This window comes from Aureibaculum sp. 2308TA14-22 (assembly GCF_040538665.1).
Lineage (GTDB): Bacteria > Bacteroidota > Bacteroidia > Flavobacteriales > Flavobacteriaceae > Aureibaculum.
The window spans coordinates 1,448,682-1,473,755 of record NZ_JBEWXT010000001.1; the positions used below are offsets into that span (position 1 = coordinate 1,448,682).

At 31.1% G+C, this 25,074-nt stretch carries 23 protein-coding genes; 10 read left to right on the forward strand and 13 right to left on the reverse strand.

Translation table 11 applies throughout. The features are described 5' to 3' along the window. Positions 1–4: 4 nt before the first annotated feature. The 3 genes from U5A88_RS06395 to U5A88_RS06405 all read right to left on the reverse strand — a co-directional run bounded on the left by U5A88_RS06395 (position 5) and on the right by U5A88_RS06405 (position 2,910). Complete coding sequence (locus tag U5A88_RS06395; RefSeq protein WP_354204799.1) at positions 5–952, reverse strand: phosphotransferase; 948 nt, start codon at positions 950–952, stop codon at positions 5–7. A 300-nt stretch (positions 953–1,252) separates the two neighbouring features. Beyond that, positions 1,253–1,942 (reverse strand): LytR/AlgR family response regulator transcription factor, encoded by a 690-nt coding sequence (locus U5A88_RS06400; RefSeq protein ID WP_354204801.1) that lies wholly within the window; start codon positions 1,940–1,942, stop codon positions 1,253–1,255. Further along, a complete protein-coding gene (locus tag U5A88_RS06405) occupies positions 1,939–2,910 on the reverse strand; it encodes a sensor histidine kinase (protein ID WP_354204803.1) in 972 nt (323 codons plus the stop codon). The genes U5A88_RS06400 and U5A88_RS06405 overlap by 4 nt, the downstream gene beginning before the upstream one ends. Before the next feature lie 204 nt (positions 2,911–3,114). Between U5A88_RS06405 and U5A88_RS06410 the strand changes: the two genes are divergently transcribed. Both U5A88_RS06410 and U5A88_RS06415 read left to right on the forward strand, forming a co-directional pair. Then, on the forward strand, positions 3,115–3,675 hold the full coding sequence (locus U5A88_RS06410) for a thioredoxin family protein (protein WP_354204805.1): 561 nt from the start codon (positions 3,115–3,117) through the stop codon (positions 3,673–3,675). Between the two features lie 296 nt (positions 3,676–3,971). Next, positions 3,972–5,693, forward strand: a complete 1,722-nt coding sequence (locus tag U5A88_RS06415) for an amidohydrolase (protein WP_354204807.1) — start codon at positions 3,972–3,974, stop codon at positions 5,691–5,693. A 252-nt stretch (positions 5,694–5,945) separates the two neighbouring features. Here the strand turns inward: U5A88_RS06415 and U5A88_RS06420 are convergent, their stop codons facing one another. Next, positions 5,946–6,122, reverse strand: a complete 177-nt coding sequence (locus U5A88_RS06420; protein WP_354204809.1) for a hypothetical protein — start codon at positions 6,120–6,122, stop codon at positions 5,946–5,948. 378 nt (positions 6,123–6,500) lie between these two features. On the opposite strand from U5A88_RS06420, the gene U5A88_RS06425 reads away from it, so the two are divergent. The 6 genes from U5A88_RS06425 to U5A88_RS06450 all read left to right on the forward strand — a co-directional run bounded on the left by U5A88_RS06425 (position 6,501) and on the right by U5A88_RS06450 (position 13,689). Continuing rightward, the gene (locus tag U5A88_RS06425; RefSeq protein WP_354204810.1) at positions 6,501–7,754 is read left to right on the forward strand and encodes an AAA family ATPase; all 1,254 of its coding nucleotides are present in this window, start codon (positions 6,501–6,503) and stop codon (positions 7,752–7,754) included. 7 nt (positions 7,755–7,761) lie between these two features. Further along, the gene (locus U5A88_RS06430) at positions 7,762–8,391 is read left to right on the forward strand and encodes a DUF4276 family protein (protein WP_354204811.1); all 630 of its coding nucleotides are present in this window, start codon (positions 7,762–7,764) and stop codon (positions 8,389–8,391) included. Between the two features lie 1,307 nt (positions 8,392–9,698). Further along, a complete protein-coding gene (locus tag U5A88_RS06435) occupies positions 9,699–10,568 on the forward strand; it encodes a DUF4238 domain-containing protein (RefSeq protein WP_354204813.1) in 870 nt (289 codons plus the stop codon). A gap of 243 nt (positions 10,569–10,811) precedes the next feature. Further along, positions 10,812–11,165 (forward strand): hypothetical protein, encoded by a 354-nt coding sequence (locus U5A88_RS06440; protein WP_354204815.1) that lies wholly within the window; start codon positions 10,812–10,814, stop codon positions 11,163–11,165. 37 nt (positions 11,166–11,202) lie between these two features. Then, a complete protein-coding gene (locus U5A88_RS06445) occupies positions 11,203–13,239 on the forward strand; it encodes a DUF3883 domain-containing protein (RefSeq protein WP_354204817.1) in 2,037 nt (678 codons plus the stop codon). Positions 13,240–13,257: 18 nt separating this feature from the next. Next, positions 13,258–13,689, forward strand: coding sequence for a hypothetical protein (locus tag U5A88_RS06450; RefSeq protein WP_354204819.1), 432 nt, complete (start codon positions 13,258–13,260; stop codon positions 13,687–13,689). Between the two features lie 974 nt (positions 13,690–14,663). Here U5A88_RS06450 and U5A88_RS06455 read toward each other — a convergent pair. Further along, positions 14,664–14,846 (reverse strand): CPXCG motif-containing cysteine-rich protein, encoded by a 183-nt coding sequence (locus tag U5A88_RS06455; RefSeq protein ID WP_354204821.1) that lies wholly within the window; start codon positions 14,844–14,846, stop codon positions 14,664–14,666. 214 nt (positions 14,847–15,060) lie between these two features. On the opposite strand from U5A88_RS06455, the gene U5A88_RS06460 reads away from it, so the two are divergent. Continuing rightward, a complete protein-coding gene (locus U5A88_RS06460; protein WP_354204823.1) occupies positions 15,061–16,125 on the forward strand; it encodes a DUF3179 domain-containing protein in 1,065 nt (354 codons plus the stop codon). 73 nt (positions 16,126–16,198) lie between these two features. On the opposite strand, the gene U5A88_RS06465 is transcribed toward U5A88_RS06460, so the two are convergent. The 8 genes from U5A88_RS06465 to U5A88_RS06500 all read right to left on the reverse strand — a co-directional run bounded on the left by U5A88_RS06465 (position 16,199) and on the right by U5A88_RS06500 (position 24,422). Then, positions 16,199–16,579, reverse strand: a complete 381-nt coding sequence (locus U5A88_RS06465; RefSeq protein ID WP_354204825.1) for a hypothetical protein — start codon at positions 16,577–16,579, stop codon at positions 16,199–16,201. Between the two features lie 13 nt (positions 16,580–16,592). Further along, positions 16,593–18,701, reverse strand: coding sequence for an elongation factor G (locus U5A88_RS06470; RefSeq protein WP_354204826.1), 2,109 nt, complete (start codon positions 18,699–18,701; stop codon positions 16,593–16,595). A 215-nt stretch (positions 18,702–18,916) separates the two neighbouring features. After that, complete coding sequence (locus U5A88_RS06475) at positions 18,917–19,240, reverse strand: Dabb family protein (RefSeq protein WP_354204828.1); 324 nt, start codon at positions 19,238–19,240, stop codon at positions 18,917–18,919. Positions 19,241–19,249: 9 nt separating this feature from the next. Next, positions 19,250–19,792, reverse strand: coding sequence for a PepSY-associated TM helix domain-containing protein (locus U5A88_RS06480; RefSeq protein WP_354204830.1), 543 nt, complete (start codon positions 19,790–19,792; stop codon positions 19,250–19,252). 15 nt (positions 19,793–19,807) lie between these two features. Further along, on the reverse strand, positions 19,808–20,710 hold the full coding sequence (locus U5A88_RS06485; RefSeq protein ID WP_354204832.1) for a metallophosphoesterase: 903 nt from the start codon (positions 20,708–20,710) through the stop codon (positions 19,808–19,810). 1 nt (position 20,711) lies between these two features. Continuing rightward, entirely contained in the window at positions 20,712–22,682 is a 1,971-nt protein-coding gene (locus U5A88_RS06490; RefSeq protein ID WP_354204834.1) for an alpha-ketoacid dehydrogenase subunit alpha/beta, read from the reverse strand. Positions 22,683–22,768: 86 nt separating this feature from the next. Beyond that, positions 22,769–23,254, reverse strand: a complete 486-nt coding sequence (locus U5A88_RS06495) for an Lrp/AsnC family transcriptional regulator (protein ID WP_354204836.1) — start codon at positions 23,252–23,254, stop codon at positions 22,769–22,771. A 67-nt stretch (positions 23,255–23,321) separates the two neighbouring features. After that, a complete protein-coding gene (locus tag U5A88_RS06500) occupies positions 23,322–24,422 on the reverse strand; it encodes a M14 family zinc carboxypeptidase (protein WP_354204838.1) in 1,101 nt (366 codons plus the stop codon). A 242-nt stretch (positions 24,423–24,664) separates the two neighbouring features. Here U5A88_RS06500 and U5A88_RS06505 point away from each other — a divergent pair, with 242 nt between their 5' ends. Continuing rightward, a complete protein-coding gene (locus U5A88_RS06505; protein WP_354208153.1) occupies positions 24,665–25,021 on the forward strand; it encodes a helix-turn-helix domain-containing protein in 357 nt (118 codons plus the stop codon). Positions 25,022–25,074 lie beyond the last annotated feature (53 nt).

A 25,074-nucleotide genomic window follows, 5' to 3' on the forward strand; every position in this document is an offset into this window, starting at 1 on the left:
GGTGCTATACATTTTTTATTACTGCTGCAGTTATACGTTCACTATAACTATTAATTTTCCAATGGCCGGGACTCCATCCTTTTAAGAAGCGGTGAAAATCCGCCCAGGCAACGTGATATAAAGATCGCCATTCTTTTTCAAGAGCAGCATTGCTCGCTTTCATTTCGTTTTGCAAATGCATAAAATAAGTATCTAAAAGTTGCTCTTCCAATCGCTCACAGTCATTTTCATGTAAACAACTACCTATAAAATAGGCAACATCTTTCATTCCGCAAGCGCCACCTACATATTGAAAATCTACGCCAGCAACGGGTCCTTCTTCAGAAAAACAGAAGTTTGCCAGTTTGGCATCTCCATGCACCAATGTCTTATAGGTACAGCTATTCAGTTTTTTATCAATTCTAGAGGCGGCGTTTTTCAATTTTTTATCTTCCAATGCGGCCAATTCATCGGGTCTTGTTTCCAGATGCCAATAGGTTCCTGATTGCCATAATCCTTCAGGTACTTTGCCAAGGTAACTTGCGTGAAATTGTGCCAACCATTTTAAACATTGGGTAATTTCTTCCCAGTTCACTGAGGCTTTACGAATGGCGTAGCCAGCAGCATCTAAATCCTCTAAGACCATCAAAACTTCGCCATTCAGCGTTTCAATGGCTAAACATGTTGGTAATCGAGCGGCACTATGCTTACTATAGGAGGTATACCAATTGGTTTCAACTTGATATGACTTTAATTTTCTTTGATGTCCTACATTCGTATTCCATCCTCGGGGATGCTGGTTAGAGCGTGGTAATTGAACATGTTTTACGATTACACTAGCCATAGGAGCATGCTCTAGGCCAATTCTCATAATTTTTCCATAGCCACTCCATAATTCCTGAATTACTTCTTTTTCAACTAATGAAGAAGCACCGGTGCATTGCAGAATGATCGATTTAAAATGGGGATGCATAAGACCTCAAATATAATAAAGTATTAACATTATAGTGAACTCAATGAGCCGTTAATTACTTTAACGTATTTCATAAATAAGTAAGGTCAAGTAGGCCATTTTTTTTGAGAAAGCTCATTCGGTTTGGAATTTCTGCATGGAACGTGTCCCGAGTTTATCTAGGGATTATTTTGCTTTGCTCACAGTTATAATGTTGTTTTAGTGATTCATGAGTTCCAATTTTAAGTAAGGAGAAAAAACATAAAGGTTTCAAAAAATAGTAGAAGTAAATAGAGTAATCATCTATAATCTACTCCTTTTCTATGCTTTTATTTTTTGCAATAGACTGTTTTTATACTTCCGGCCAATTGGTATTTTTTGATTGCCTATTGACACAATATTACCGCTAATCTTTACTATTTCTGCACAATTTATAATAAAGGACTTATGAACTTGTATAAAGTCCGACAACGGTAATTTTTGCTTCCATTTTTTTAATGAGTCAATGTAGGTGTGTTTGCCATTCTTGGTGACAATACTTACATAATTTCGATCAGATTCAATATAAATAATATCATTTACAAAAAGGCGATGTAGTGTTTTATCAATTTTTAAAATAATAACATCTTCATTGGTTTTCACAGCAGATTCAACTGCTTTAGATGACATTTCAACTTTGTTTATCGCTTTTAAAAAACGTTCAAAAGAGAATGGTTTCACAAGATAATCTTGTATTGTCCAATGTTCAAAGCTCTCAGCTGCATAATTGGAATAAGCAGTTGTCATTATAATTGCTGGCGGATTTGGAAGTGTTGCAATAAACGCCATTCCATTAATATCGGGCAGGTTTATGTCTAGAAAAAGTAAGTCTATTTGATCTGTACTTAAAGCTAAATTTGCTTCTAAAGCAGTTTGATATACTGCCACTAATTCTAACTGTTTTAATTTAGAAATATAACTTTTTAGGATGCGTTGTGCCGGAAGTTCATCCTCTATTATAATGCACTTCATTGCAGCTTAATTTTTAAGTTAGCTATAAAATATTCGTTTTCTATAAAAACTAAACTATGCTTCTTTGGATAAAGTAAAGACAATCTTTTTTTAAGATTCTGAAGGCCTATTACAGTATTATTTTCCTTTGATTTTGGTGTTGCAATTGCATTTTTGCAATGACAGTATAATTCACCTTCATTCATTTTTATATGAATGTCAATTGTAGTTTTTGCCGCACTGTGTTTAAAAGCATTTTCAATGATACCTATTAATAATAAGGGTGCAATCTCATAGTTTAGACTGTCTATTTCTTTGGTGTAATTTATTATTTTAACTCCCTCAGTCCGTATTTTCTGAAAATCGATATAATTGTCCAAATATTCAATCTCTTTTTGCAAGGAAACAAATTGAGAATTGCTACCGTGCAGAACATGTTTTAAATTGTCCGATAGCTTTAAAATCATCTTAGGGGTTTCATCTAGCTTTTCCAAAGAATACGCATAAATAGTATTTAAGTTGTTGAATAAAACATGTGGATTTATCTGCGACTTTAAAAATTGCAGTTCCATAGCCGTGTTTTCGAGTTTAATTTGTTCAAATTCTTCTTGTTTATCAATAAACCTGAAAAGCACCCAAACAAAGGAAAAGAAAACGATAGGTACTAAAGTCTGCCAAAGATAATCAGACAAACACTTCATTATAGAACAGCCACATTGTGCAAAATAATTACAATAGACCTGTGTTGCCAAAACAGCAATTAAGCCAATAATAATAGCATATAAAAAATACCATTTTTTTTTGATAAAATACGGAAGCAATAATTGATTGTTGATATAAACAATAGCAATAAGAATAAAAAAGTATTGAAGAAAGGGATTCTCTTTCCAATAATAATTTGAAAAAACAAACAAGGATATAAACACGAACAATGCCCAAAAGAGCAAGTGGATCAAAATTTTGGAAGCCTTGTTACGTATAAAGTCCATAAGATAAATTGACTGCTAATGTAGCATTTACAACTTGAATTATCAATTTTTAGGTACAAACGGGATGTTAAGCTGTACTAACGACATAAATGCACAATGTAAGCCCATTGCTGTTGTTCGCATTATTTACATTGTACATGCTACACCAAAATTGTTCTACTGCTTAGAGTACGATATGTTTGACACAACATTAAAACAAAACATATGTTAAAATTAGTCACCACAATTGTCTTTTCAATAATTTTTTCAATTGCAATCCATACACAATCAATCAATCAGAAATCAACGGACCATAATGGTCGCGAAATATTATTAGGTAAGATTGATAAAAGCGGACTCACGGAAAACTCATTCAATACTTGGTTTACCCCAAACTATGATGCCTATAAAGTTGATACCAAAACCCTAAAATTGATTAAAAAAGAGTTAAACAACTATACAATTACTGCTTTTATGGGTACTTGGTGTGGCGATAGTAAGCGTGAGGTGCCTAAGTTTTATAAAATACTTGAAGCGGCAGATTACCCTATGGAACAACTGACTTTCATTGCTGTAGGTAATTCTAAAACCAACTACAAAAAAAGCCCAACAGGTGAAGAAAAAGGATTAAACATTGTACGTGTACCTACTTTTATATTTTATAAAAACGGTAAAGAAGTAAACCGAATTATAGAAGATCCTGTTGTTTCTTTTGAAAAGGATATCGAGGCAATAATTACAGGTAAAACGTACGTTCCTAATTATGCAGAGATGAAAGTTAAGTAATCAATTTGTTATTATAATCAGTATGCCTAAAGCATCAACTTTCTTGATTGTTCGTTCAGCCACTGGCTAAACCAAACAATGCAAAATTAATGTTCTTCATAGAGCCTCATTTTACCTAGACACATTATTTAAATTTTTCTTCTACAGAACATCTTTTACTAGATTTTGAGATTAGATTGTGCACAACTAAATGTGTATCGCGTCATAATTAGTTTTTACATATAAATTGATATATTGGTAATTATTTATTCTTAATGAAGAAATAGTTCATTAAAACTCTTTTTAGACTTAGTATGATGAAAAAAATAATTCGTTGCACCGCTTTAATTTTATTATTTTCTTGTGGAAATCAACAAGAAAAAATTGCCGATTTGGTAATTACAAACGCTAATGTATATACATTAAATTGGGATAATCCATCACTTGACGGAACTCCAGCAACCAATGCACCGTTTAAAAATGGAATATGGAATTTCGATGCCGAAGCCATAGCAATTAAAAATAAGTTGATTCTGTTTGTTGGCTCTAATGATGATATTAATAAATATATAGGTAAGAATACTCAAGTTATAGATGCGAACAATGCCGTCGTCATTCCTGGATTAATTGAATCTCACGGACATCTTCAAGAATTGGGCGAAAAAAAGGAAAGTATAAACTTAGAAAACTTAAACAAAAAAGAAATCATTGATTTAATAGAAGAACGTGCAAAAGAAGTTCCAACAGGAGAATGGATAATTGCTTCAGGTTGGGATGAGGCGATTTTTGCAAATGACTATCCAGATATGACGGAGTTAACAAGAAAAGTTTCAAACCATCCGGTTGTTTTAATAGGGTTGAGAGGATTCGGAGCAATGGGGAATAAAATGGCTTTTGAAAAAGCTGGAATCACACAGCATACAAAAGCTACCGATGGTGGAGAAATATTAAAAGATAAAGAAGGAAACTTGAGCTATATTCTTTTGAATAGTGCTAAAAATTTATTGCTCGATAAAATTCCAAAAAGTTCTTTAGAAAAAAGAACACGGATTATGAAATATGGGTTTAATGAGTTGTTAAAGCTTGGTTTTACAACCACACATAATCTTGGCGTTGTAAAAGAACACATAGAGGTATATGAAGATATGCTTCAGAAAAAAGAGTTACCCATGCGTGTTCATGCTTTTATAGCAGCAAGAAAATTCAATCTTCCGTTAGTAAATGAATGGATTGCAAAAGGACCAACTACGAATGATACTTCCTTTTTACAAGTCAGAGCGTTTAAAGCCTATTATGATGGTTCATTAGGTTCTCGCGGAGCAAAATTTTTAGAAGATTATGCCGATAAAGAAGGGCATACAGGAGTAGGAGGAGAAGCCTACGGATTTCATGAAGAGATGATTCGAAAAGCATTAGATGCTGGTTTTCAATTGGCCATTCATGCCATTGGAGATAAAGCGAATAGAGATGTATTAGATTTATATGAAAATTACTTTAAAGAAAATCCGGCTTCTAAAGCGTTACGTCACAGAATTGAACATGCACAAATTGTCCATCCAGATGATTTTTCAAGATTTGCATCATTAAATATTATCGCCTCAATGGAACCAGCTCATGCAGTTGAAGATGTTCCTTGGGCAATTGATAGAATTGGTGAAGATAGAATGAAAGGTGCGTATGCATGGAGAACCTTAAGAAAACAAAATGCCACAGTAATTTTTAATTCAGACTTTACAGGATCTGATCCTAGTTTTTTCTACGGAATGCATAGTGCAATGACCAAGAAAAAAAGAAAAGGAGAAACAGCATGGTATCCAGAACAAGCATTTACTGCAGAAGAATCTTTACGAGCATATACCATTTGGGCAGCGTATGCATCAAAACAAGAAAGTTTAACAGGTACAATTGAAAAAGGGAAATGGGCTGATTTAACTTTTATGAATGTAGATGTGCTCAATGCAACGCCTACAGCAATTTTAAATGGAACTATTTTAAAAACAATGGTAAATGGAGCGTTTTTATATGAAAAAGAGAAGTAAATTAGACGCATCAACTTTCTTGATTGTTGCTTCAGCCATTGGTTAAACCAAACAATACAAAATGTCCTATACTATTCTGCATGGAGCCAGTCCCGAGTGTATCGAGGGGTTACTTTGCTTTGGAAAAGCAATACTATTTACACTTTTTTTAAAGTTTTAACTACAAGGTTTTTCTTACGAATGCAATGAAATACTTATTAGCAGACCGACGTAGGAGGGAAGCTAATGTGTGTGGAATGAGATGGAAAAGAATCAATATTTATTTTCTTTACTCTTAGTAATTGCATTCATAAATTTTGTTATAGGGAAAACCCCAAGCACTTTCTTTAAAAAATTACCAAAGGCATTTAACCTTCTGATAGGAATTTGCGTCAAATAAACCACCAGAGCCACCAAAGAAATCGATATGATCAACAAGTCTGTATTCATTTACTTATTATTTAATGTAATTTTAATTATTAATATCACTCAACTATCAAGCTAATTTTATTTTCTAGATTAGAAAAGGACATCGCCAGATTTCAATTAAAAAAGCAAGTTAATTAATAGGTTCCTAAATAAATAGGACAGAAAAAAAACTTAACTGAAGCAAAGAAATAATATAAAAAATTAAAAAGTAGTTGGAATAGGTAATGCAAACTTTTCATGCTCTACGGAGGAAAGAAGAATAATGAGTGGAATATGAATGTTAATTAAATATTAATTCTAAATAAAAAAACGTAATTATGTGTTTTTTTATGTCTATTATATAATAAAATACATATATTTACGCTATAAAGTAATTAATTAACCTATTTTTAATACACAATGATAAAATTAGATAGTTACAACTTAATGGGTTACAAGAATATTTTAGAAGCAAAATTGTCTTTTAATGATATCAATGTTATCATAGGGCCTAATAACTCTGGAAAATCTAATTTCATTCAATCCATTTCCTTTATTAATTTTATAATTAATTCTGCATCAACCGATGATTTAGAGAGATTTTTTAGGGATGGTTTTTATGGAGCTTATTTTAAAGAAATTATACCAATGTCCGATTTATTTCTTGAAGATTCAAATGAATTTGACATATCATTTTCTTTAAAGTTTAGTAATACGGATACTAATCGTGTTTTTAATTATAATTTAGAAATTCAAGCAGAGGAAGATTTATTTGATGTTTCTTATAAAATTAATAATGAATCTTTAGATGCTAAAGAGATTAATAAACCAGGTAAAGCTGAATCTGTTTTTAAGAGAGAGGGGCAAAAAGTAACTTTTGGAGCAAAATTATCTAAAACGTCTTTGTTAGAGGATGTTCCTGATTTTTTTAGCGTTGTTAGAGTATTGAAATTAGTGCTAAAAGCTGAAAGCGATAGCGATTCTGCATATCTAGATGCAATTAATAGCTTGAATTCTATTGTAAAAACTCCTATTTTTTATTTTTCAAATTTAGAACTTTTAAAATCTGATAGTGCGGATAGACTTAATCATTATAATGGAAGAGTTGTTGCTTTCGAGTTAGAGGAAGAAATTATTAATCTAGAAAGTACGAATAATTGGGGTATTTTTAAAGAGGCTCTAAATAACATATTGAATATTGATGAAGTTGTTGTTAGGGAGTATCGATATGCTAACGAAGATAATAAGAGCAAGAGAAGACGACGTAAATTTTTAAATTTTAATCATTTTGGGACTAGAAAAGCGATTAGAAATTTTTCTGATGGAACGGTATTAATTATTGCACTTATAACTAAAGTCTTATCGAGCGATAATGACCTTTTTTTTATTGAAGAACCAGAAAATTCTACTCATCCAAAGGCACTGATTGATTTATTCTCCTTTATTAAAAGTTTTTCAACACACAAACAGTTTGTTTTAACTTCTCATTCAATTGCAATCCTGAATAAGACAAAAACTGAAAATATAATAGTTAGTAGTGTCGATGAAAGGGGTAAAAGTACCTTATATAATATTTCTAACAGAAAAGAGTTAAGAAAACGATTAAAACAAGGTCAAATTAATTTCAGTGATGAATTGTTCTTTGGTAATATAGATGAAGATGAATTTGAATAAATAGATTATGAGTAGTTTAAAAAATCCAAAATCTATGCTTTTTCTTTATGAAGGAGAAACAGAAAAAGAATTCTATACTCTATTCTTGAATAAATATATTGAGCGTAGAAAAATTAGGACCAATTTCGGTAATCTCAACGGTGTTTATGACATAAACAATAAAGTAGAAAGTAAAATTAAAGCATACTTAGCCAATTCCTCATTTACTGATTGCAGTGAAATAAATGTTTTTATAGCTTATGATAGAGAAGGTGATAGAAACACGGAAACTCTTCTCAATGTAGACCAACTCAGGAAGAATTTTAGTTCAGGAAAAAGAAAATCAAGAATAAGTTCAATTAATGAAATTGTTGCTACTCAAGATCTTGAAAGCTGGTTTTTTCATGATATTGAGAATATTTACAAGTTTTTAAGAGTTCCTAAAGGGCGTAGGAATTTAAAAGCCTATCCTAATTGTGAAGCAGTTAATAATAAAATCCTGTCAACACTTTTTCATAAATACGGCAAACATTATCAAAAAGGGAAAAGAGTTAGAAACTTTGTTTCTTCACTTGATTTAGATAAAATTTATGCTAACGTAGTTGAACTTCAAGATACTGTCAACATTATGCGTTCATTGTATGTGTCGGCCTCATAGAATTTTGGCTAAAACAATAGGTGAGTGGTACGTACATATTATGAGCTACAGTTCTTAATTTCAAATTTTAATATACTATTTATCATATAGTTACGGCGTATTTTAATATTTACAACGCTTCTTATAATATAGTAAAACGAACCGTAATTGTTTCCAAAATTATATGCAGCCTTGATTTTTTGTTTTATGTATTTATCTAAAAAGGTCTACTAGACCTTTTCTTAACGCTAAATAGTGTTTCAAGACAAAAGAAAGTGAAGAATTGGCTGAAGTCTTGGAAAGAAAAGACCAATTTAAAGTCTAAAGTCAGCAAGTGTATAGATTTTTTGTTTTAAAAATTATACTCTTGCGACAACCTCACGTGAAGCTTATGAAAACTTTTTTTACGAATGCATTATTAAATAAACGAATTATAATACAACCTAAAAGGTTAGCTTTTTTTTGGTGGCTGCAAGCGATGGAAATTTGTGTATAAAATAAATTGTGATAACAATTTGATTTTATAAAGCAATCTAGTGGTTGTAGGCGGCAACTGCGAAGCACATCACGAGGACTTATTTATAAAATAAGTTATAACCCGAGTAATTTTACATAATGGACAAATGCCAATTTTTCATTGGCATTGGCTACGCCGAATCTTGATTTATTTACAAATCTTCGATTTCATGAACTCCAAAACAAATATAAAAGTCGTGAGTAAATTATGGGACATTTGTGTAACGGAATGTTAATCGCTGAGAAATGCTTTTGCATTCATGAGCTCAACAAAAAAATATTAAACTCGCGAATAATCGTGTATTTGAAATTTTAATGACCCAAGTACAAAGGTTAATTTTAAAAACAGAACTTGCTGGGATATTTTAAATTTCATAAAATTAAATGGTCTGGTAGACCATTTTGTTTTTGAGACAGTTGATGCGGCTGGGGATTATAGGATCTAATTTAGAACCAATTATAATTCTGTTTAGAGAACCGTAATTTACTTTAACATAATTATGGTTGATATAAAACACTACGTGTTTTTATATCTTTAATTATGTCAAATAGCCTGAAATACGGCTATGCGTAAATTACTGTTATTTGTCCTATAATGTTCTGCATTATGTTATTTTGCTTTGGTAAAAAGCAAAACTATCTACATGTTTATTAAAAGTTTTCTTGACAAAAGTTCATTTTAGAAAGATAATGAACACTCTTTTTGCGGTAGGGCAGAGAAGAGGAGCAAAATGTGTGTGGAATGGTTAGTATTACCATCAATCGCTCATTAATATTTGTTGTAAATTTGTGTCTCATTAATTTTGAGTGAAATGAATAACACTTCTTGGAGACATCATTATTTACCTGTGTTTTACTTAAAAGGATTTACAAAAGAATCTAATAAGTTCAAAATTTATAATGTTCAAGAAAAACGATTTATTAAGAATGGTAAAGAATTTTCTCCGCAGTCGTATTTTTTTGAAGAAAATGCAAATACAATATATTTTAAAGGGCAGAAAAGTGATTTCTTAGAAACGGAACACTATGCTTATTTTGATAATAACATTTCAGACCTAATCGATAAGATTAATTCTTCAGACAATACTAGTCGATTTAATGTGGATGAGGATGATATGCCGGCTTTAAATCATTTTGTAAGTCTAATGTATTGGCGTTTGCCTCATCGAGAAGATGAATTAAAGTTGCTTATTAATAATAATGATTTAAATAGTTTAGGCTTAGCAATAAAAAATTCAAGTGGTAGTAGAGATAAAAAAAGAGAAGAAGAATTCAAAAATAGCGAACCTTTTATAAAAAGTTATAAATATTATAATTCTATAATGGATTCAATTAGAGGTTTAAATTGTAGAACTCCATATACAATTTTGGAAAACACAAACATGTTTCCGTATCTCTGTTCTGACAATCCAGTAATATTCGAAAAAGAATCTAGTCTAAAAGTTTATGAAGATGATTATATATTTCCTTTGTCTGGTACTCGACTATTTATAAGGTCAAACAAAAGAGACAATTTCCCTATATTTTTGAGACTCATGGTTGACACTTTAGTTTTTAAACAAGCAGTTAAATACGTTAGCTGTACAGATGAAAAGTATATTGAAATGTTGGACAATAATTTTGAGAAGTATAATGTATCTATAGAGGAATTCAAAAATTACATTTTTAATAAGCTTAGATAAAATGTAAAGTTAATAAGAACACAGTTTAGAGCAAAACAATGCACTTCTTTTCTGTGAGTTGTTTATAAAAATTATCCTAGAATGAATTTTTACTGCAAATTTCAATATAGTCGCAAAAGCTATAATCTATCAATGAAGTTTTATGTAGATTTGGGAATAAAATAAAATCTAGAAATAAACATTGAAAATCCTTGTAAACTCTTTTAAACTAATTAATTTTATAGGGTCAATAATATTTCAAAAATGAATAAAATTTTAGCAAAATCTCTATTGAGTAAAATAGAAAGATTAGAAGCCTTTGAAGAAAGAGCGTCCATTACTTTCGAAAATATTTCTATAAAAGTTCAAGATTGGGGTGGAATTATAATTTTTTTTGAAATCCACCCAAAAACTGGATCTTCCATTCCTATTGAAAATGGAAGAATAAACATTGAATGTATTCTTTATGGTCAAGAAAATTCAATTCTTGAAACAGACTATAAAAGTTTGTATCCAGAAGATTTCTTCGGTTTTGAATTAATTAGGTTTACTTTTAATGATAAGAACATAGCCGATGAAATTAAGAAAATAAGAATTTATCCCAAAATTAGTTCGTGATATTAGAAAATAATAATATTTACTAAAAAAACAATAGATGTTTTTAAATGAAGTACGTCAAGATTTATTGGATGAAGCAATTTCATCTCCTAATCTTTTATCCGACTTAGCGGGATTGGAAAGTTATATTTCAGAAAGCTATAACAACAGGTCTTTTATTGAATTATTGCAAAATGCAGATGATTCAAAGTCAACTAAATTTAAAATTATTAAAAAAGATGAATTTCTTTTTGTGGCTAATAATGGAAGAATATTTGATAAACAAGACTTAGAAAGTTTATGTCGAAGTGCTTCTTCAAATAAGGTTAGAGGAGAAACAATAGGCTATAGAGGTATAGGTTTTAAGTCTGTTGTTGGTTTTACTAAAGAAGTGCATATCTTAAGCGGGGAATTGGCAGTTACTTATTCCAAAGAATTGACTGAAAAAGAAATACCTAAAGCCCAACGCGTTCCGTTAATTAGGATTCCTCATAATTTAAAAATTCAAGGATTAGAGGATGTTCAACCTATTATAAATGAACTTAAATCAGCCGAATATTCAACGATTTTTATTTTTACTGGAGTTACAGCACGTGAAATTGAATTAGAGTTTGAGGCATTTGATGCATCATCATTATTGTTTTTAAAAAATATTAATGAAACAGAATTTCAAATTTCGAATAAAAATCTAACTGTCAAAAAATCTAAACATTATATATCTGAAACAGAAGATAGGTTGACGTTTGAAATCAATGGTGAAACGAATAATTGGATTTTGTCCTCAGACAAGGATATAACGTTAGGGTATTTATTGGAAAATAATAAAGTAAAAAAAATACATGAGGCTGATTCACATATTTACTCGTTTCTTCCAACCGAAGATATCTCTGGGTTAGGCGTTTTAATAAATGGTGATTTTAGTACAGACCCTTCAAGAAAACATGTAATTTTTGATGATAGAACAATCAGGTCAATTAAATCAACCAGTAAGTTCATTTTAAATGTAATTGAGCAAAATATATTAAATTCAAACAACGATTTAGTTAATTCTCTCACACCATACATTGACCCGAGAATGGTACAATTTAAAAAGCCATCAGTCGAGAAGTATTTGATGGAGGAGCTTAAAAAACATAGTTCTTATTTTTTTAAAACAATGTTACTTTGCCCAAACTGGTTGAATACAAAGGATTATAACGTCTTGACCAAACATAATAATAATCAACCCATAAGTAGCAAATTATACGAGGCAGAAGGTTTTATTCGTTTTGTAAAACATCTAGGAGCAAATGAAGATACTTTTGATAATTTAACCGAAACCATAAATGCGTCAAAGTTATCTGCTTTAGGTTGTTCTCAATTTTCTATTCAAATAATCAAAGGGTTAATAACTAGAAATAATCAAGATGAATCACTTGTAAAGAGTCTAAAAATATTTTTGAGTAATAAAGAAAGGGTTTCACTCAATGAGATTAAAAATAATGAATTGGTAGTTGATGAATCATTTATAACTTTATTAATTGAAAACGGGCTGACCGAATTTGATATAAAGCAAGTTTTCAAATCACATGTATCTTCTAATTATTCAAATAATATCTTTGCTAATTCAAAAAGTAATGAAAATACTTTAAATGATGTTAATCAATCAAGTTCAGAAACTAATTGGTTAAATAAATTTCAGAAAAATTCATATTCGCCAACAAAATCTAACGTTCAACGTTGGAGAAGTGCTGAAGAACAAACTCTGGAAGTTCTAAATAAAAATGGTTTTAAGCTTGAAGATGTAAGTAAGCAAAATATCGGTTATGATTTAGAAGGACTTGACCCGAATGGAAATGAAATTCAAATTGAAATTAAATCAATTACATTGCCTGGTCAAAAATTCAAACTGACCAATAATGAAATCGCAGTCGCACAGGAAAAACAAGAAAGTTATTATATTGGTGTAGTTAGGCAATTAGATTCATTTATAGAAATCGGGTTAATTTCAAATCCAGTTGAGAATCTGATATTAGATAGACAATGTGTTCAATGGGTATGGGAATGCTCTAATTATCAATATAATCCAATTAGATTTGAAATATTAAAGGAATAATGATGTATCTTAATAACTATGAATTCAATTAATGAAAAAGTATTCAAATTCATAAAATCAGAGCTTTTAAATTCTCAACTTGAATTTTTACCAAATGAAAGTGGGAGGGAAGGGGTTGATTTTGTAATCAAAGCTAATACTGAAAATTTTCATGAAGTTTATTTGCAACCCATCAATTTAGACACAGAAAGAAAGGTAAAGATTCCAAAACAAAGATTAGGAGAGCCAAAAGACAAGCTGTGGGTGGCATTGGTACTTATTATGGATAGTGAACCTTTTAATTTTTATTTAATCCCTTCAAAAACAGTAACAACTCCAGATAATTATATTTTTTTAGAGAATGAGGTAAGTGGTTTTCCACATCTGTCAAATTGGGAAATTAAAGTATTTACTAAGGCTATTCCTGAATTGAGTAAGTTTTCTTTAGATAATATGATAGCTAGACTATGATATTATGTTATAATCCCTTCAAAAACAGTAACAACTCCAGATAATTATATTTTTTTAGAGAATGAGGTAAGTGGTTTTCCACATCTGTCAAATTGGGAAATTAAAGTATTTACTAAGGCTATTCCTGAATTGAGTAAGTTTTCTTTAGATAATATGATAGCTAGACTATGATATTATGTTAAATAGAAGTAGAGCCCTTTTTTGATGGCCTCAGATAATTTTGGTAAAACAATAGGTGAAAATAAGCGTTAAATGTTTTAAATCGATACTTCGTAACATCTATAAACACTGCGAATAACAAGGTTATTACAATTTGACTTAGAAGTCCAGACCATCTTTAAAATATAGCGTTTTGAACCGTAATTGTTTCCAAAAGTATGTGAAGCCTTGAATTTTTGTTTCTTTTGTTTCAAGACAAAAGAAAATGAAAAAAACGGCTGAAGCCATGGAAAGAAAAGGTTAATTGAAAGTCTAAAGTTAGCAAGTGTATAGATTTTTTTGTTTAAAAAAATTATACTCTTGCGAAAATCCCACGAGAAGCTCGTGAAAACTTTTTTAGACAAAATATTCTTAATTACATGAATTTTAATACTACCAAAAAGGTGAGCTTTTTTTGGCGGTTGCAAGCGGTTGGAAATTGTGTATAAAATAAATTGTGATAACAATTTGATTTTATTAAACAATAGAGCGTTTGCAGACGGCAATTTTACATAATGACAAATTATGGGACAAATATCTAACGGAATGTCAATAGATGAGAATTGAGTATTTGAAATTTTTATGACCCAAGGTACCGAATACTGTATTTATACAATAAACATAATGGGATATTTTACATAATATAATTATAAGATCTAATGTAAGAACCTGAAATATGGCTATAACGGAATTACCATATATTTGTCTTATAATTTATATTATGTTAAATAGAATATATTAGCCTATACACCAATGTACTAATGTTTATAATAAATTTATTGTGCTATAGGGTTTATCATTACTTCCACTATTTGATTATAAGTACAATCAATAATCATTTCTAGTGGATTTTTACATTCTATACAATCTTCTATAAATTGCTGTTTGTCTTTATCAGTTTCAACTAATGTTGAAACTTCATTTCTGCAGTATGGACAGTTAAATTCATATTCAAGCATAGCGAAAATCAATTTTTGATAAGGTCTTAGCTTAAAACGACATAGCGGAAAAAATAGTATAATTGTTTATAGTGTTAATATCAATTCAAACAATTTAACCATACTATCAACTACTTTGCTAATGGTAAAAAATTAAGAAGTAAGGAAATTACTATTTATCCGACTCTTTAATCTAATGACCATTTAACGTTTTGATCAACTAACTAAATAGATTATGAAAAAATTGCATCTTCTACTCTTTGCTTTTATAATTATTATTTCGTGTAGCAAGTCTAATGATGATTTTGAAAATCTTGGTAATGGTGGTTCAATTGAACTTCAAGAAGAATGGCTAATTGCACGTCGTGAAATTAAAGATGGCGGACCTGGTAGAGATGGAATTCCATCTATAGATGATCCAAAATTCATTAATGATTCCAGCGATGATTTTGAAGGCCTTTCAGATGATGATTTGGTGATAGGAATGTACTTTGAAGGTGAAGCTAGGGCCTACCCTCATTACATATTAGATTGGCATGAATTGGTTAATTATAAAATGGGAGTAACTCCAATTACCATTTCCTACTGCCCGTTAACTGGAACCGCATTTGCTTGGGGTAGAGAATCTGAATTTGGCACCTCTGGCCTCTTGTACAATAATAATTTAATCATGTATGATAGAGAAACCGGAAGCTTATGGTCGCAATTAAAATTGCAGTGCGTAAATGGAGATTTAGTTGGCCAACGACCAACTAATTATAACATAGTTGAAACAGATTGGAAAACCTGGAAAACCCTTTATCCAAACACATTGGTATTAAGTGAAGACACTGGATTTTCACGAACTTATGGTGAATACCCTTATAGTGAAGATTATAAAACAAATCATAATTTGTTTTACTTTCGCCCTGCCCCTTATGATAAAAGGTTACCTAGCAAGCAACGAGTATACGCAATTATTGATGTTGATAAAGAAATTTCTAAAGTATACAAATACCAAGATTTTACTGGCGGCAAAGCGATAATAGATACTTTTAACGACAAAAAATACTTACTAGTAGGAAATGAAGACATTATCAATTCATTTGTTTTAAGTGAAGCTAATGAACTACTTACTTTTCAATATGAATTAAGTACATCAGGAGGTTTTTTTAAAGATAATACAGGTACAATAAGAAATGTTTTTGGGGAAACACTTTCTGGAAATATTGGAGATTATTTAACACCTGCTGTTTCTGTTGTTAGTTATTGGTTTGCCATTGGAGCTTTTTATCCAGAAGCTGAAATATATGTTCCATAAAAAACGCCTTGATTTTTACACCAAGACGTTTAATAAAATAAGCTGAGAAAGTTTGTTATTAAATCAAAAGACTTTAAAGCCATTCTAAAAAATAATCCATCATTTCTTCTTTTAAATCATAATGTAATTTTATATACGTACGCATGTCCTCTCGTAAGGTATGTTGTTCAAATTGTAACCTACCATCAATATCTTCATTATAATCAGCGGCTTGTATATTTTTAATTTTGGCTTTACATCTGTGCTGTAATTTAGAAATAACATCCCTTTCTATCATTATTCTGTTCTGAAAGCTTTCTAACGGCACTAATGCTTTGTCACTAAACTCTCTACTTGCAATTTCTTCAAGTTTTTCTTCAAAAGTATCCATTTCGTTGGCATGAAACTTTAACTCTCTTCTCCAAGTTTCTAAATTGAATTTTAAATCGCTTAAATACAATACTTTAGTCTGCATAATAAATTATATTTTATAAATTTTGTTTAATTAATTCTTGCTGTACATTACTAGGCACTGGCTGATAGGCAGAAAATTTGGAGCTAAACGTTGCTCTCCCTTGTGTTAATGAACGTAAATTGGTAGAATATCCGAACAGTTCTGCCGCTGGTGTAATACATTTCAATATTTGATAGTGTCCGTTACTCTCTACCCCTTGTATAATGGAACGTCGTGATTGTAAATCGGTCATTACATTACCCACCATTTCTTCCGGCACCCTAACCGTTAATTCGTTTGCAGGCTCTAACAATTTAGGATTCGCATTTAAAAACGCTTCTTTAAAGGCATGTGCTCCGGCAATCTTAAATGAAATATCATTAGAATCTACAGAGTGCATTTTACCATCATAAACCATAACACGTACATCTCTCACAAACGAATTGGTCAAAGGACCTGTTTCCATGACTTCCAAAACCCCTTTCATTACTGAAGGTAAATAACGCGTGTCAATTACACCACCAACTATACAATTATAGAATATGAGTTTCCCACCCCAAGGTAAATCGACTTCTTCTTTGCCCCTAATATTGAACCCTTCAGGGTCTGGCATACCTTCTTCCCACGGCTCTATTTTCATGTGTACTTGTGCAAATTGACCTGCACCACCTGATTGTTTTTTGTGTTTGTAATTTGCTGTTGATGAACGTTGTATGGTTTCTCTATAGGTAATTTTAGGTTTTTCAAATTTTACGTTAATACCATATTCGTTTTCCAGTAACCAGTTGACAATGGCCAAATGTAATTCCCCTTGACAACCAATAATTAGTTGTTTAGATTCCTTAGCGTAGTTGATAGTAACCGTAGGATCTTGTGTGTGGATTTTCTTTAAGGCCTCGCTTAATTTTTCTTCGTCCTTTTTATTTACGGCAACTATAGATTTTCTAATTCTTGGCTCAGGGTATTGAATGGGTTTAATAGTTGTCGATTTACCAGCTTCATGTAAGGTATCATTAGTTTCGGTATATTTTAATTTTAATGTGGCTCCTATATCACCAACCGTTAATTTAGAAACAGATTCTCGTTTTTTGCCATCCATTATAAATAGCTGATTGATGGTTTCCGTTTCTCCGTTACGAGAGTTGACCAACTTATCGTTTACCTTAATTTCTCCTGATTTAACTTTAAAGTAGGTAATCTGCCCTAAATTGGGTTCGTTTAATGTTTTAAATACAAACAAGCTTGTAGGAGCTTCTTTTGTACGAACTATATCATTGCCTTCTAAGGTTTGCTCAGGTTTTAGATCCGCTGCTGCAGGAGCTACATTATCAATAAAGCCCATTAAGCGTCCAGTACCCATATCGTTTAGAGCAGATACACAAAATACCGGGAACAATTCGTGATTTAGCATACCTGCTTTTATACCTTTACGCATTTCATCTTCGTTTAAGGTGCCTTTTTCAAAAAACAATTCTAATAACTCCTCATCGTTTTCTGCTGCTTTTTCAACCAATTCGTTATGTAATTTATTGGCCAATTCTTTTTGGTCATCGGGTATGGCCAATTTTTCTGGCTTCCCTCCCGTTGGCGGAAATTTATACACCTTCATTTTAAGAACATCTAAAATACATTGTGCTCCATCAATTTTTAAAGGATATTGAATTTTGACAACATTTTTACCAACTAAGGATGAAATACTCTTAAAACTTTCTTCAAAATTAGCATTTAAATGATCTATCTGATTGATAACAAATATGGTTGGTTTACTGTATTTATTTACATAATTCCAGATGATTTCTGTTCCTATTTCAACACCATGTTGTGCGTTTAATACTGTTACAATGGTATCTGCAACTCTAATTGACGAAATAATTTCACCAATAAAATCATCTAGGCCCGGGGTGTCAATAATGTTTATCTTATAGTTTCGCCATTCTGTATGCAAGGGCGTAGCAAAAATGGAATTACCTCGCTCCTGCTCTACTTCATGAAAATCGGAAACGGTATTTTTAGTTTCTACTGCTCCTCTCCTATTTATAAGTCCCGCTTCAAAAAGCATGGTTTCTGAAAGTGTGGTCTTACCACTGTCATGAGCCCCAACAAAGACTACATTTTTAATGTGTTTGTCATCGTATATCTGCATAATTATAGATTTAGTAAGTATTTTAGAAGTATAAAGCTACGCACAAAAAGATACCAAAAACATGATATTTATTAGCTTTTTAAAAAACTGAACAGAAAACCCTATAGTCAATTAAGTAGTTAAAAATCAGTTACTAAATGTAGTAATTTTAGGGGACAAACTGAAATTTTTAACTTTTTTAGAAAAAGTTATCGCCAAATTAATACTATTTTTCGCTAATCTATAATAGCATTAGCATCATAAACTACTACTTTTTCCCATAAATCAGCACATTCTTTAATAAATCGTTTGTGATTAGCCTCTTCCTGATACTTATCATGATTCGCTTTATCATCAAAGGTCAGTAGTAAACTATAGGTATAAGAACTATCGATAACCGCTCTATCGGTATTGGCGGGTATGCCAATATGCTTTGTTTTAATATAAACAGATTGGTTTATAAAATTGAATAATGATTTTTCAAATACATCTCGTTCTACAATATTCTCAGGGTTTTTGAGCCAAAAAAATACCGAGTGTGCAAATTTACCTTGCTTCATTTTTTTGTTTTATGATAATAAAAATAAGAAAATTAACGGAAATAAAATTCCAGCTAAGGCCAATTTCCAACCGCGTTTCCAGAACGTATTTTTACCAGCTGAGATAAACATTCCAGTAAATGCAATAACAAGCATGGCTACTCCAAATATATCAGAATACCAAATCCAGAATTTGTTGGTAGATTTATGCAAATACATTGTATGACCTAAAAATGGAACTTTTCGCTTAAATTCTAGAGTCCCTTTCCCAGTTTTTGCATCGGCATCTAAAATGACATTATCTTTAAAATAAACCCTTAATTCTCCATCTCTAACTCTATGTCCATCATAATCAACTTCTAAATCTTTGGTAGATTCAATTAAAAACTCTTTGGTTATTTTTTTACTATCTTCAGGTAAAGTTAAAGTCACCTCTTCACTTTCATAAGTATAATCCATAGGGTACCAGTCTTGACGATGGTTTAAAATGATTCCAGAAAAAGAAAAAGCAATAATTAATCCCACATAAAAGTAAGCAATATCTCTGTGTAAAAATCTATTTGTTATTTTCATAGTTAATATTTATTTCTAAAGTTTTAATTTAAGTATTTTACTATTTTCTCTTCCAAAGCCCACTATTTCTAATTGATCTTTTGACAAATTTATAACAGCATACGCTGTTTCTTCAGTATCGACCATTCCCTTCATCGTTATAAAATGTACTCCGTTTTTAATTCCATAATTACCTTCATGATTATGTCCGTTAATATAGGCTTTAACTACACTATACTTTTCAATTATTGCAAGTACTTCATTGGCATTCCATAAATTATGTACATTTTCTGGAAATATTGGAAAATGACTATAGAGTATTACTTTTTCATTATTTGCTGTTGCTGTTTTTAAAACAGATGCTAACCATTCCATTTGAGTCTTACCCACTGCCCCATTCCATTTAGGGGAAGTTATATTATTTTCAGAATAATAGGTCTCAGCTATTTTATATTCTTCAGAATCTTTAGGATACGCATGAAAACTAATATCATTGCCATTCAATACAATAAATCGCCAACCTTTTACGCTGAAATCGTAATATTCAGATGGCAACCCCATTTTTTTAACCACTGCTGATTTCTTATCGTCAATAACAGAAAAATCATGATTACCCAACACGTGATATTTCGGCATTTTTAGCTTATCATAAATTGGCCCTACAACATCAAAACTTTCCCAATCTCTATCAATGAAATCACCTAAATGTATCGTAAATGCAAGATCTAATGTGTTTAAATGATGTACGCATTTTTTAAGCTTAGCATCTGAAATGCTATAGTTTCTAACGCCAGCATTTTCAGCATTGCAATATTGACAGTCTGCAATAACTCCAAATGAAAAACTTTCGCCTATCTTATCGGTTTTTGATTTTTTCATAGCACATGAGGATAGTATTATAAAAAGAAGAAGTATTGATATAATTTTAATAGTATTCATTTTAATAGTTTAAAAGCTCATTAATAGCCTCTTCCAGTCTATTTTTACCTAAATATTGAGCTTCCAATTGTGGTTCAAAAGGAATTGGGGTTTCTAAACTTGCCACTCGCCTTACAGAAGCATCTAAATGTTCAAAACAATTTTCATGAATTAAAGATGAAATGTCACTTGCTACCCCACCAAATAAGGAATCTTCTTGAACTATTATGGCTTTTCCTGTTTTCTTGACAGAATTAAAAATAGTATCGGTATCTAAAGGTTGCAACGTGCGTAAATCGATAACATCGGCGGAAAGGGAAGCATCTTTTAAATAGTCTAACACCCAGTGTAACGCATACCCAAAGGAAATAATGGTAATATCTTTTCCTTCGTTAAGCAAAGCGGCTTTACCAAATGGCAGATTAAAGTAATCCGTTGGCACATCTTGGCGAATGCTTCTGTACAAGGCTTTATGCTCAAAAAACAAAACCGGATTAGGATCTTCAATAGCTGTAGCCAATAAACCTTTGGCATCATAAGGAAATGCAGGATAAACTACTTTCAGCCCTGGTGTTTTAGTAAACCAAGCCTCATTGGTTTGACTATGAAAAGGACCGGCCCCTACTCCTGCTCCACAGGGCATTCTAATAACCACATCAGCATTTTGATTCCATCTATAATTCGATTTTGCCAATAAATTTACAATGGGATTAAACCCTGAACTCACAAAATCAGCAAATTGCATTTCCACTATCGATTTGAAACCGTTAATTGACAATCCGTAAGCTGCAGATACAATGGCCGATTCGCATATAGGTGTATTTCTTACTCTTTCTTTCCCAAACTCTTCCACAAAACCCTCAGTAATTTTAAAAACACCGCCGTATTCAGCAATGTCTTGACCCATGATTACGGAATTATCATGCCGCTGCATGCTTTGTTTTAACCCTTGGGAAATGGCATCAACAAAACGAATATTTTCATTTTCAGAATTATTTTTAATTTCTTGATAATTAAATGATTGAAATACATCATTTAATTCATTTTCTAAATTAGGAACAATGACTTCTTCATTAAATGCTAGCTCTAAATTCTCATTTATTTCATGAACAATTTCTTTTTTAAATTCTACCTCCATTTCTTCAGTCAAAATTTCTTTATTTTTTAGAAACTCTTGATAATTTTCCAAAGGATCTTTAGCTCCCCAAGTATCTAACAACTCTTGCGGAACATATTTGGTACCACTAGCCTCTTCGTGTCCTCGCATTCTAAAAGTTATGAATTCAATAAATATGGGTCTAGGGTTTTTACGCACACTTTTGGCAATACCGAGTACTTTTTGATAAACATCCAGTATATTATTACCATCAACAACATGGCTTTCCATTCCGTATCCCTTGGCCCTATCAGCAAGTTGCTCACAATTAAATTGTTCACAACTGGGCGTAGAAAGACCATAACCGTTATTTTCAATACAAAAAAGTACTGGTAAGCTCCATACTGAAGCAACATTTAGTGCTTCGTGTATATCGCCTTCACTTGTCCCTCCCTCACCAGTAAATACAGAACAAACTTTATTATTTTCTTTAAGCAAATTCCCTAGAGCTATACCATCTGCAACTCCAAATTGAGGACCTAAATGCGATATCATTCCTATAATATTATATTCTTGAGTTCCAAAATGAAAACTTCGATCTCTTCCATTGGTAAAACCATTGGCTTTCCCCTGCCATTGTGAAAACAACCGATTCAAAGGAACACCCCTGGTTGTAAAAACGCCTAAGTTTCTGTGCATCGGCAAAATATATTCATCATTTTCTAAGGCAGAAGTAACACCAACAGCAATAGCTTCTTGACCAATACCGCTAAACCATTTGGATATTTTACCTTGACGCAATAAAATGAGCATTTTCTCTTCTATTAATCGAGGCAAAAGCAAAGCTTTGTATAATTCTAGTAGCTTTTTATTGGAAAGATTTTTTTTAAAAAACATGTTTAGGAGATGGTGAATTTACATTAATAAAAAAAAACGCTCTCAAATGTATTGAAAGCGTTTTATAAATTAAAATTACGAGTCAATTAAATTTTGTAAGCATCAAAAATTGCATGCATTAATCTCTTTTTATCATTAATTACCTCTTCTAAAGATATTGATGTTTCGGTCCTTAGCACTCCTTTTATTGCGTCAATTCTAAAAATAACATCTTTGGCATGCTTGGTGTCTATTGCTCTTATTTTACAAAAAACAGCAAATTTACCTGTTGTTAAATGTGCAACTGTTACTTCAGGAATATTATGCAATTCATCTATAACAGATTGTGTGTAAGAAGATTTCTCGATAAACAGACCAATGTAAGCAATAAAAGTGTAATTCATCTTATCATAATCTACGGTCAAAGTAGATCCTTTAATAACTCCTTCTTCCTCCATTTTTTTCACCCTTACGTGTATAGTACCTGCAGAAACTAATAACTTTTTTGCTATATCCGTAAATGGAGTTCTGGCATTTTCTATAAGAACATCAAGTATTTGATGATCAATTTCGTCTAATTTGAATTTTGACATGTTACTGTATTTTCAATTAAATCACTAAATTCTTAAATTTTCTCTAAAAAAACTAATAAAAAGCGAATTAATTATCAAAAAGTTTAGTTAATGACTCTTTTGTTTTGAATACTTCACCCTTTTTATTAACAATGGTATTCGCGTTATAATCAGATAAATCTTCTGTTAGAATAATAGTAGGTTTAAAAATAATTTTATTTTTTTCGAGTATTTCTTTGAACAATACGCCAACGTCTATTATTTTATTTTCGTCCTGCAACACAACATTTTTGTAAATTATATCTAAATACCTTTTTTCATTATTAGGTATTTCAAAGTAAGATTCATAATTGGAATACTCTTTTTGATTCGCGATACAATGAACCCCACTAACTAAACTAATAAAATTGAATTTTCGGACTTCTTCTCTGTCGTAATCATCTTGATAATGACCAGCTTCAATAAGAATAGTATTGTGTCCCGCTTTTTGAAAATTATCGCCTGTAGCGGTTGGATAAAACTCATCAGTATATCTACCTATTTGATCGGGAATTAATTGTTTTAGTACTGAGTACATAGCACTAATTACCGACATGGTGATCTTTCTCCCTTCAGTTACTTGTCGCGATTCTTCTTCTGATGGAGCTAAAAAAGAAATAGTAGCAGGCTTGTCTCCTATGTTAAAAATCGTTCGCTGATCATGCAGATTAAAACAAAATTCAGGGTTAACTTCTTTTAAAACTTCATGCAATATGTTGCTTTCTGGAGCAATCCTATCTACCGCATCACGGTTTAAATCAATATCCTGAGCATTTACACGAGTATAAGCTTCTGCACCATCAGGATTTAACATAGGTAAAAACACAATTGTACATTTTTCCAAAATAGTTTTTGCAGTAAAGTCATCTTCATTTAACCATTTAAAAAAATCGAACAATGCTTTAGTTCCTGTACTCTCATTACCATGCATTTGTGACCAAAGTAAAATTTTAGTTTGGCCATTTCCTGCAGTAATTTTATAAATAGGAATTCCCTTATAGGAATGACCAATAATTTCTTTGGAAAATTTAAGTGATAAATTTTTTATAATTGGTTCAATAGTAGCAAATGTAATATACCTACCAAACAGCTTTTTTTCTTTATGGAAATTAGCCCAAGAAACTAATTTTTTTATTTCCTCATTATTCATTTTACAAATGTAAATAAAGAAATGTTTACAAATGTAAAATGTATTGATTGAATTTTAGAATTGTTTTTAAGTTAATTTTTACAAATGTAAAATGAAAAATATATATTACTTAAATTACTTGTAAATCAATATTTTAAATGTATTTATATTATTTTTTAATTTAATTGTATAAGTAATAAATGGTTATAATATGTTTGGTTTAATATTCAAATTGTTTACATTTGTTACTCAATAATTGCATGTTGATTAACAACTTAGATTTTTCAAAACGTTTACAATTGGTAATGGACTATTATCAGCTTTCTGCCGCAGCTTTTGCAGACAGAATCGAAGTGCAGCGTTCTAGTATTTCCCATCTTTTATCTGGCAGAAATAAGCCCAGTTTGGATTTTGTACTAAAAGTATTGGATAATTTTAAAGAAGTCGAACTCTACTGGTTGTTAAATGGTAAAGGAGAGTTTCCAGCAAAAGATACTTTAAGCTCCTTTCCTACCAAAACGAATACTGTTGGTTTGAAAAATAACAATCAGCAAAAAGAAATAGACAAGATTATTATTTTTTATAAAGACGGTACTTTTAGTGATTACAAACCCAATTAATAGTAATCAAAAAAGCCTCAACTATTAATAGTTGAGGCTTTTTGAATTGTAAA

What these genes read in the sequence shown, in the direction of transcription:
- U5A88_RS06465 (WP_354204825.1), bottom strand. Translation starts at nt 16,579, where the DNA reads ATGCAGACTAAAGTATTGTATTTAAGCGATTTAAAATTCAATTTAGAA.
- U5A88_RS06395 (WP_354204799.1), bottom strand. Translation starts at nt 952, where the DNA reads ATGCATCCCCATTTTAAATCGATCATTCTGCAATGCACCGGTGCTTCT.
- U5A88_RS06500 (WP_354204838.1), bottom strand. Translation starts at nt 24,422, where the DNA reads ATGAATAATGAGGAAATAAAAAAATTAGTTTCTTGGGCTAATTTCCAT.
- U5A88_RS06415 (WP_354204807.1), top strand. Translation starts at nt 3,972, where the DNA reads ATGAAAAAAATAATTCGTTGCACCGCTTTAATTTTATTATTTTCTTGT.
- U5A88_RS06485 (WP_354204832.1), bottom strand. Translation starts at nt 20,710, where the DNA reads ATGAATACTATTAAAATTATATCAATACTTCTTCTTTTTATAATACTA.
- U5A88_RS06435 (WP_354204813.1), top strand. Translation starts at nt 9,699, where the DNA reads ATGAATAACACTTCTTGGAGACATCATTATTTACCTGTGTTTTACTTA.
- U5A88_RS06405 (WP_354204803.1), bottom strand. Translation starts at nt 2,910, where the DNA reads ATGGACTTTATACGTAACAAGGCTTCCAAAATTTTGATCCACTTGCTC.
- U5A88_RS06450 (WP_354204819.1), top strand. Translation starts at nt 13,258, where the DNA reads ATGAATTCAATTAATGAAAAAGTATTCAAATTCATAAAATCAGAGCTT.
- U5A88_RS06480 (WP_354204830.1), bottom strand. Translation starts at nt 19,792, where the DNA reads ATGAAAATAACAAATAGATTTTTACACAGAGATATTGCTTACTTTTAT.
- U5A88_RS06410 (WP_354204805.1), top strand. Translation starts at nt 3,115, where the DNA reads ATGTTAAAATTAGTCACCACAATTGTCTTTTCAATAATTTTTTCAATT.
- U5A88_RS06440 (WP_354204815.1), top strand. Translation starts at nt 10,812, where the DNA reads ATGAATAAAATTTTAGCAAAATCTCTATTGAGTAAAATAGAAAGATTA.
- U5A88_RS06455 (WP_354204821.1), bottom strand. Translation starts at nt 14,846, where the DNA reads ATGCTTGAATATGAATTTAACTGTCCATACTGCAGAAATGAAGTTTCA.
- U5A88_RS06470 (WP_354204826.1), bottom strand. Translation starts at nt 18,701, where the DNA reads ATGCAGATATACGATGACAAACACATTAAAAATGTAGTCTTTGTTGGG.
- U5A88_RS06400 (WP_354204801.1), bottom strand. Translation starts at nt 1,942, where the DNA reads ATGAAGTGCATTATAATAGAGGATGAACTTCCGGCACAACGCATCCTA.
- U5A88_RS06495 (WP_354204836.1), bottom strand. Translation starts at nt 23,254, where the DNA reads ATGTCAAAATTCAAATTAGACGAAATTGATCATCAAATACTTGATGTT.
- U5A88_RS06490 (WP_354204834.1), bottom strand. Translation starts at nt 22,682, where the DNA reads ATGTTTTTTAAAAAAAATCTTTCCAATAAAAAGCTACTAGAATTATAC.
- U5A88_RS06420 (WP_354204809.1), bottom strand. Translation starts at nt 6,122, where the DNA reads ATGAATACAGACTTGTTGATCATATCGATTTCTTTGGTGGCTCTGGTG.
- U5A88_RS06460 (WP_354204823.1), top strand. Translation starts at nt 15,061, where the DNA reads ATGAAAAAATTGCATCTTCTACTCTTTGCTTTTATAATTATTATTTCG.
- U5A88_RS06475 (WP_354204828.1), bottom strand. Translation starts at nt 19,240, where the DNA reads ATGAAGCAAGGTAAATTTGCACACTCGGTATTTTTTTGGCTCAAAAAC.
- U5A88_RS06425 (WP_354204810.1), top strand. Translation starts at nt 6,501, where the DNA reads ATGATAAAATTAGATAGTTACAACTTAATGGGTTACAAGAATATTTTA.
- U5A88_RS06430 (WP_354204811.1), top strand. Translation starts at nt 7,762, where the DNA reads ATGAGTAGTTTAAAAAATCCAAAATCTATGCTTTTTCTTTATGAAGGA.
- U5A88_RS06445 (WP_354204817.1), top strand. Translation starts at nt 11,203, where the DNA reads ATGTTTTTAAATGAAGTACGTCAAGATTTATTGGATGAAGCAATTTCA.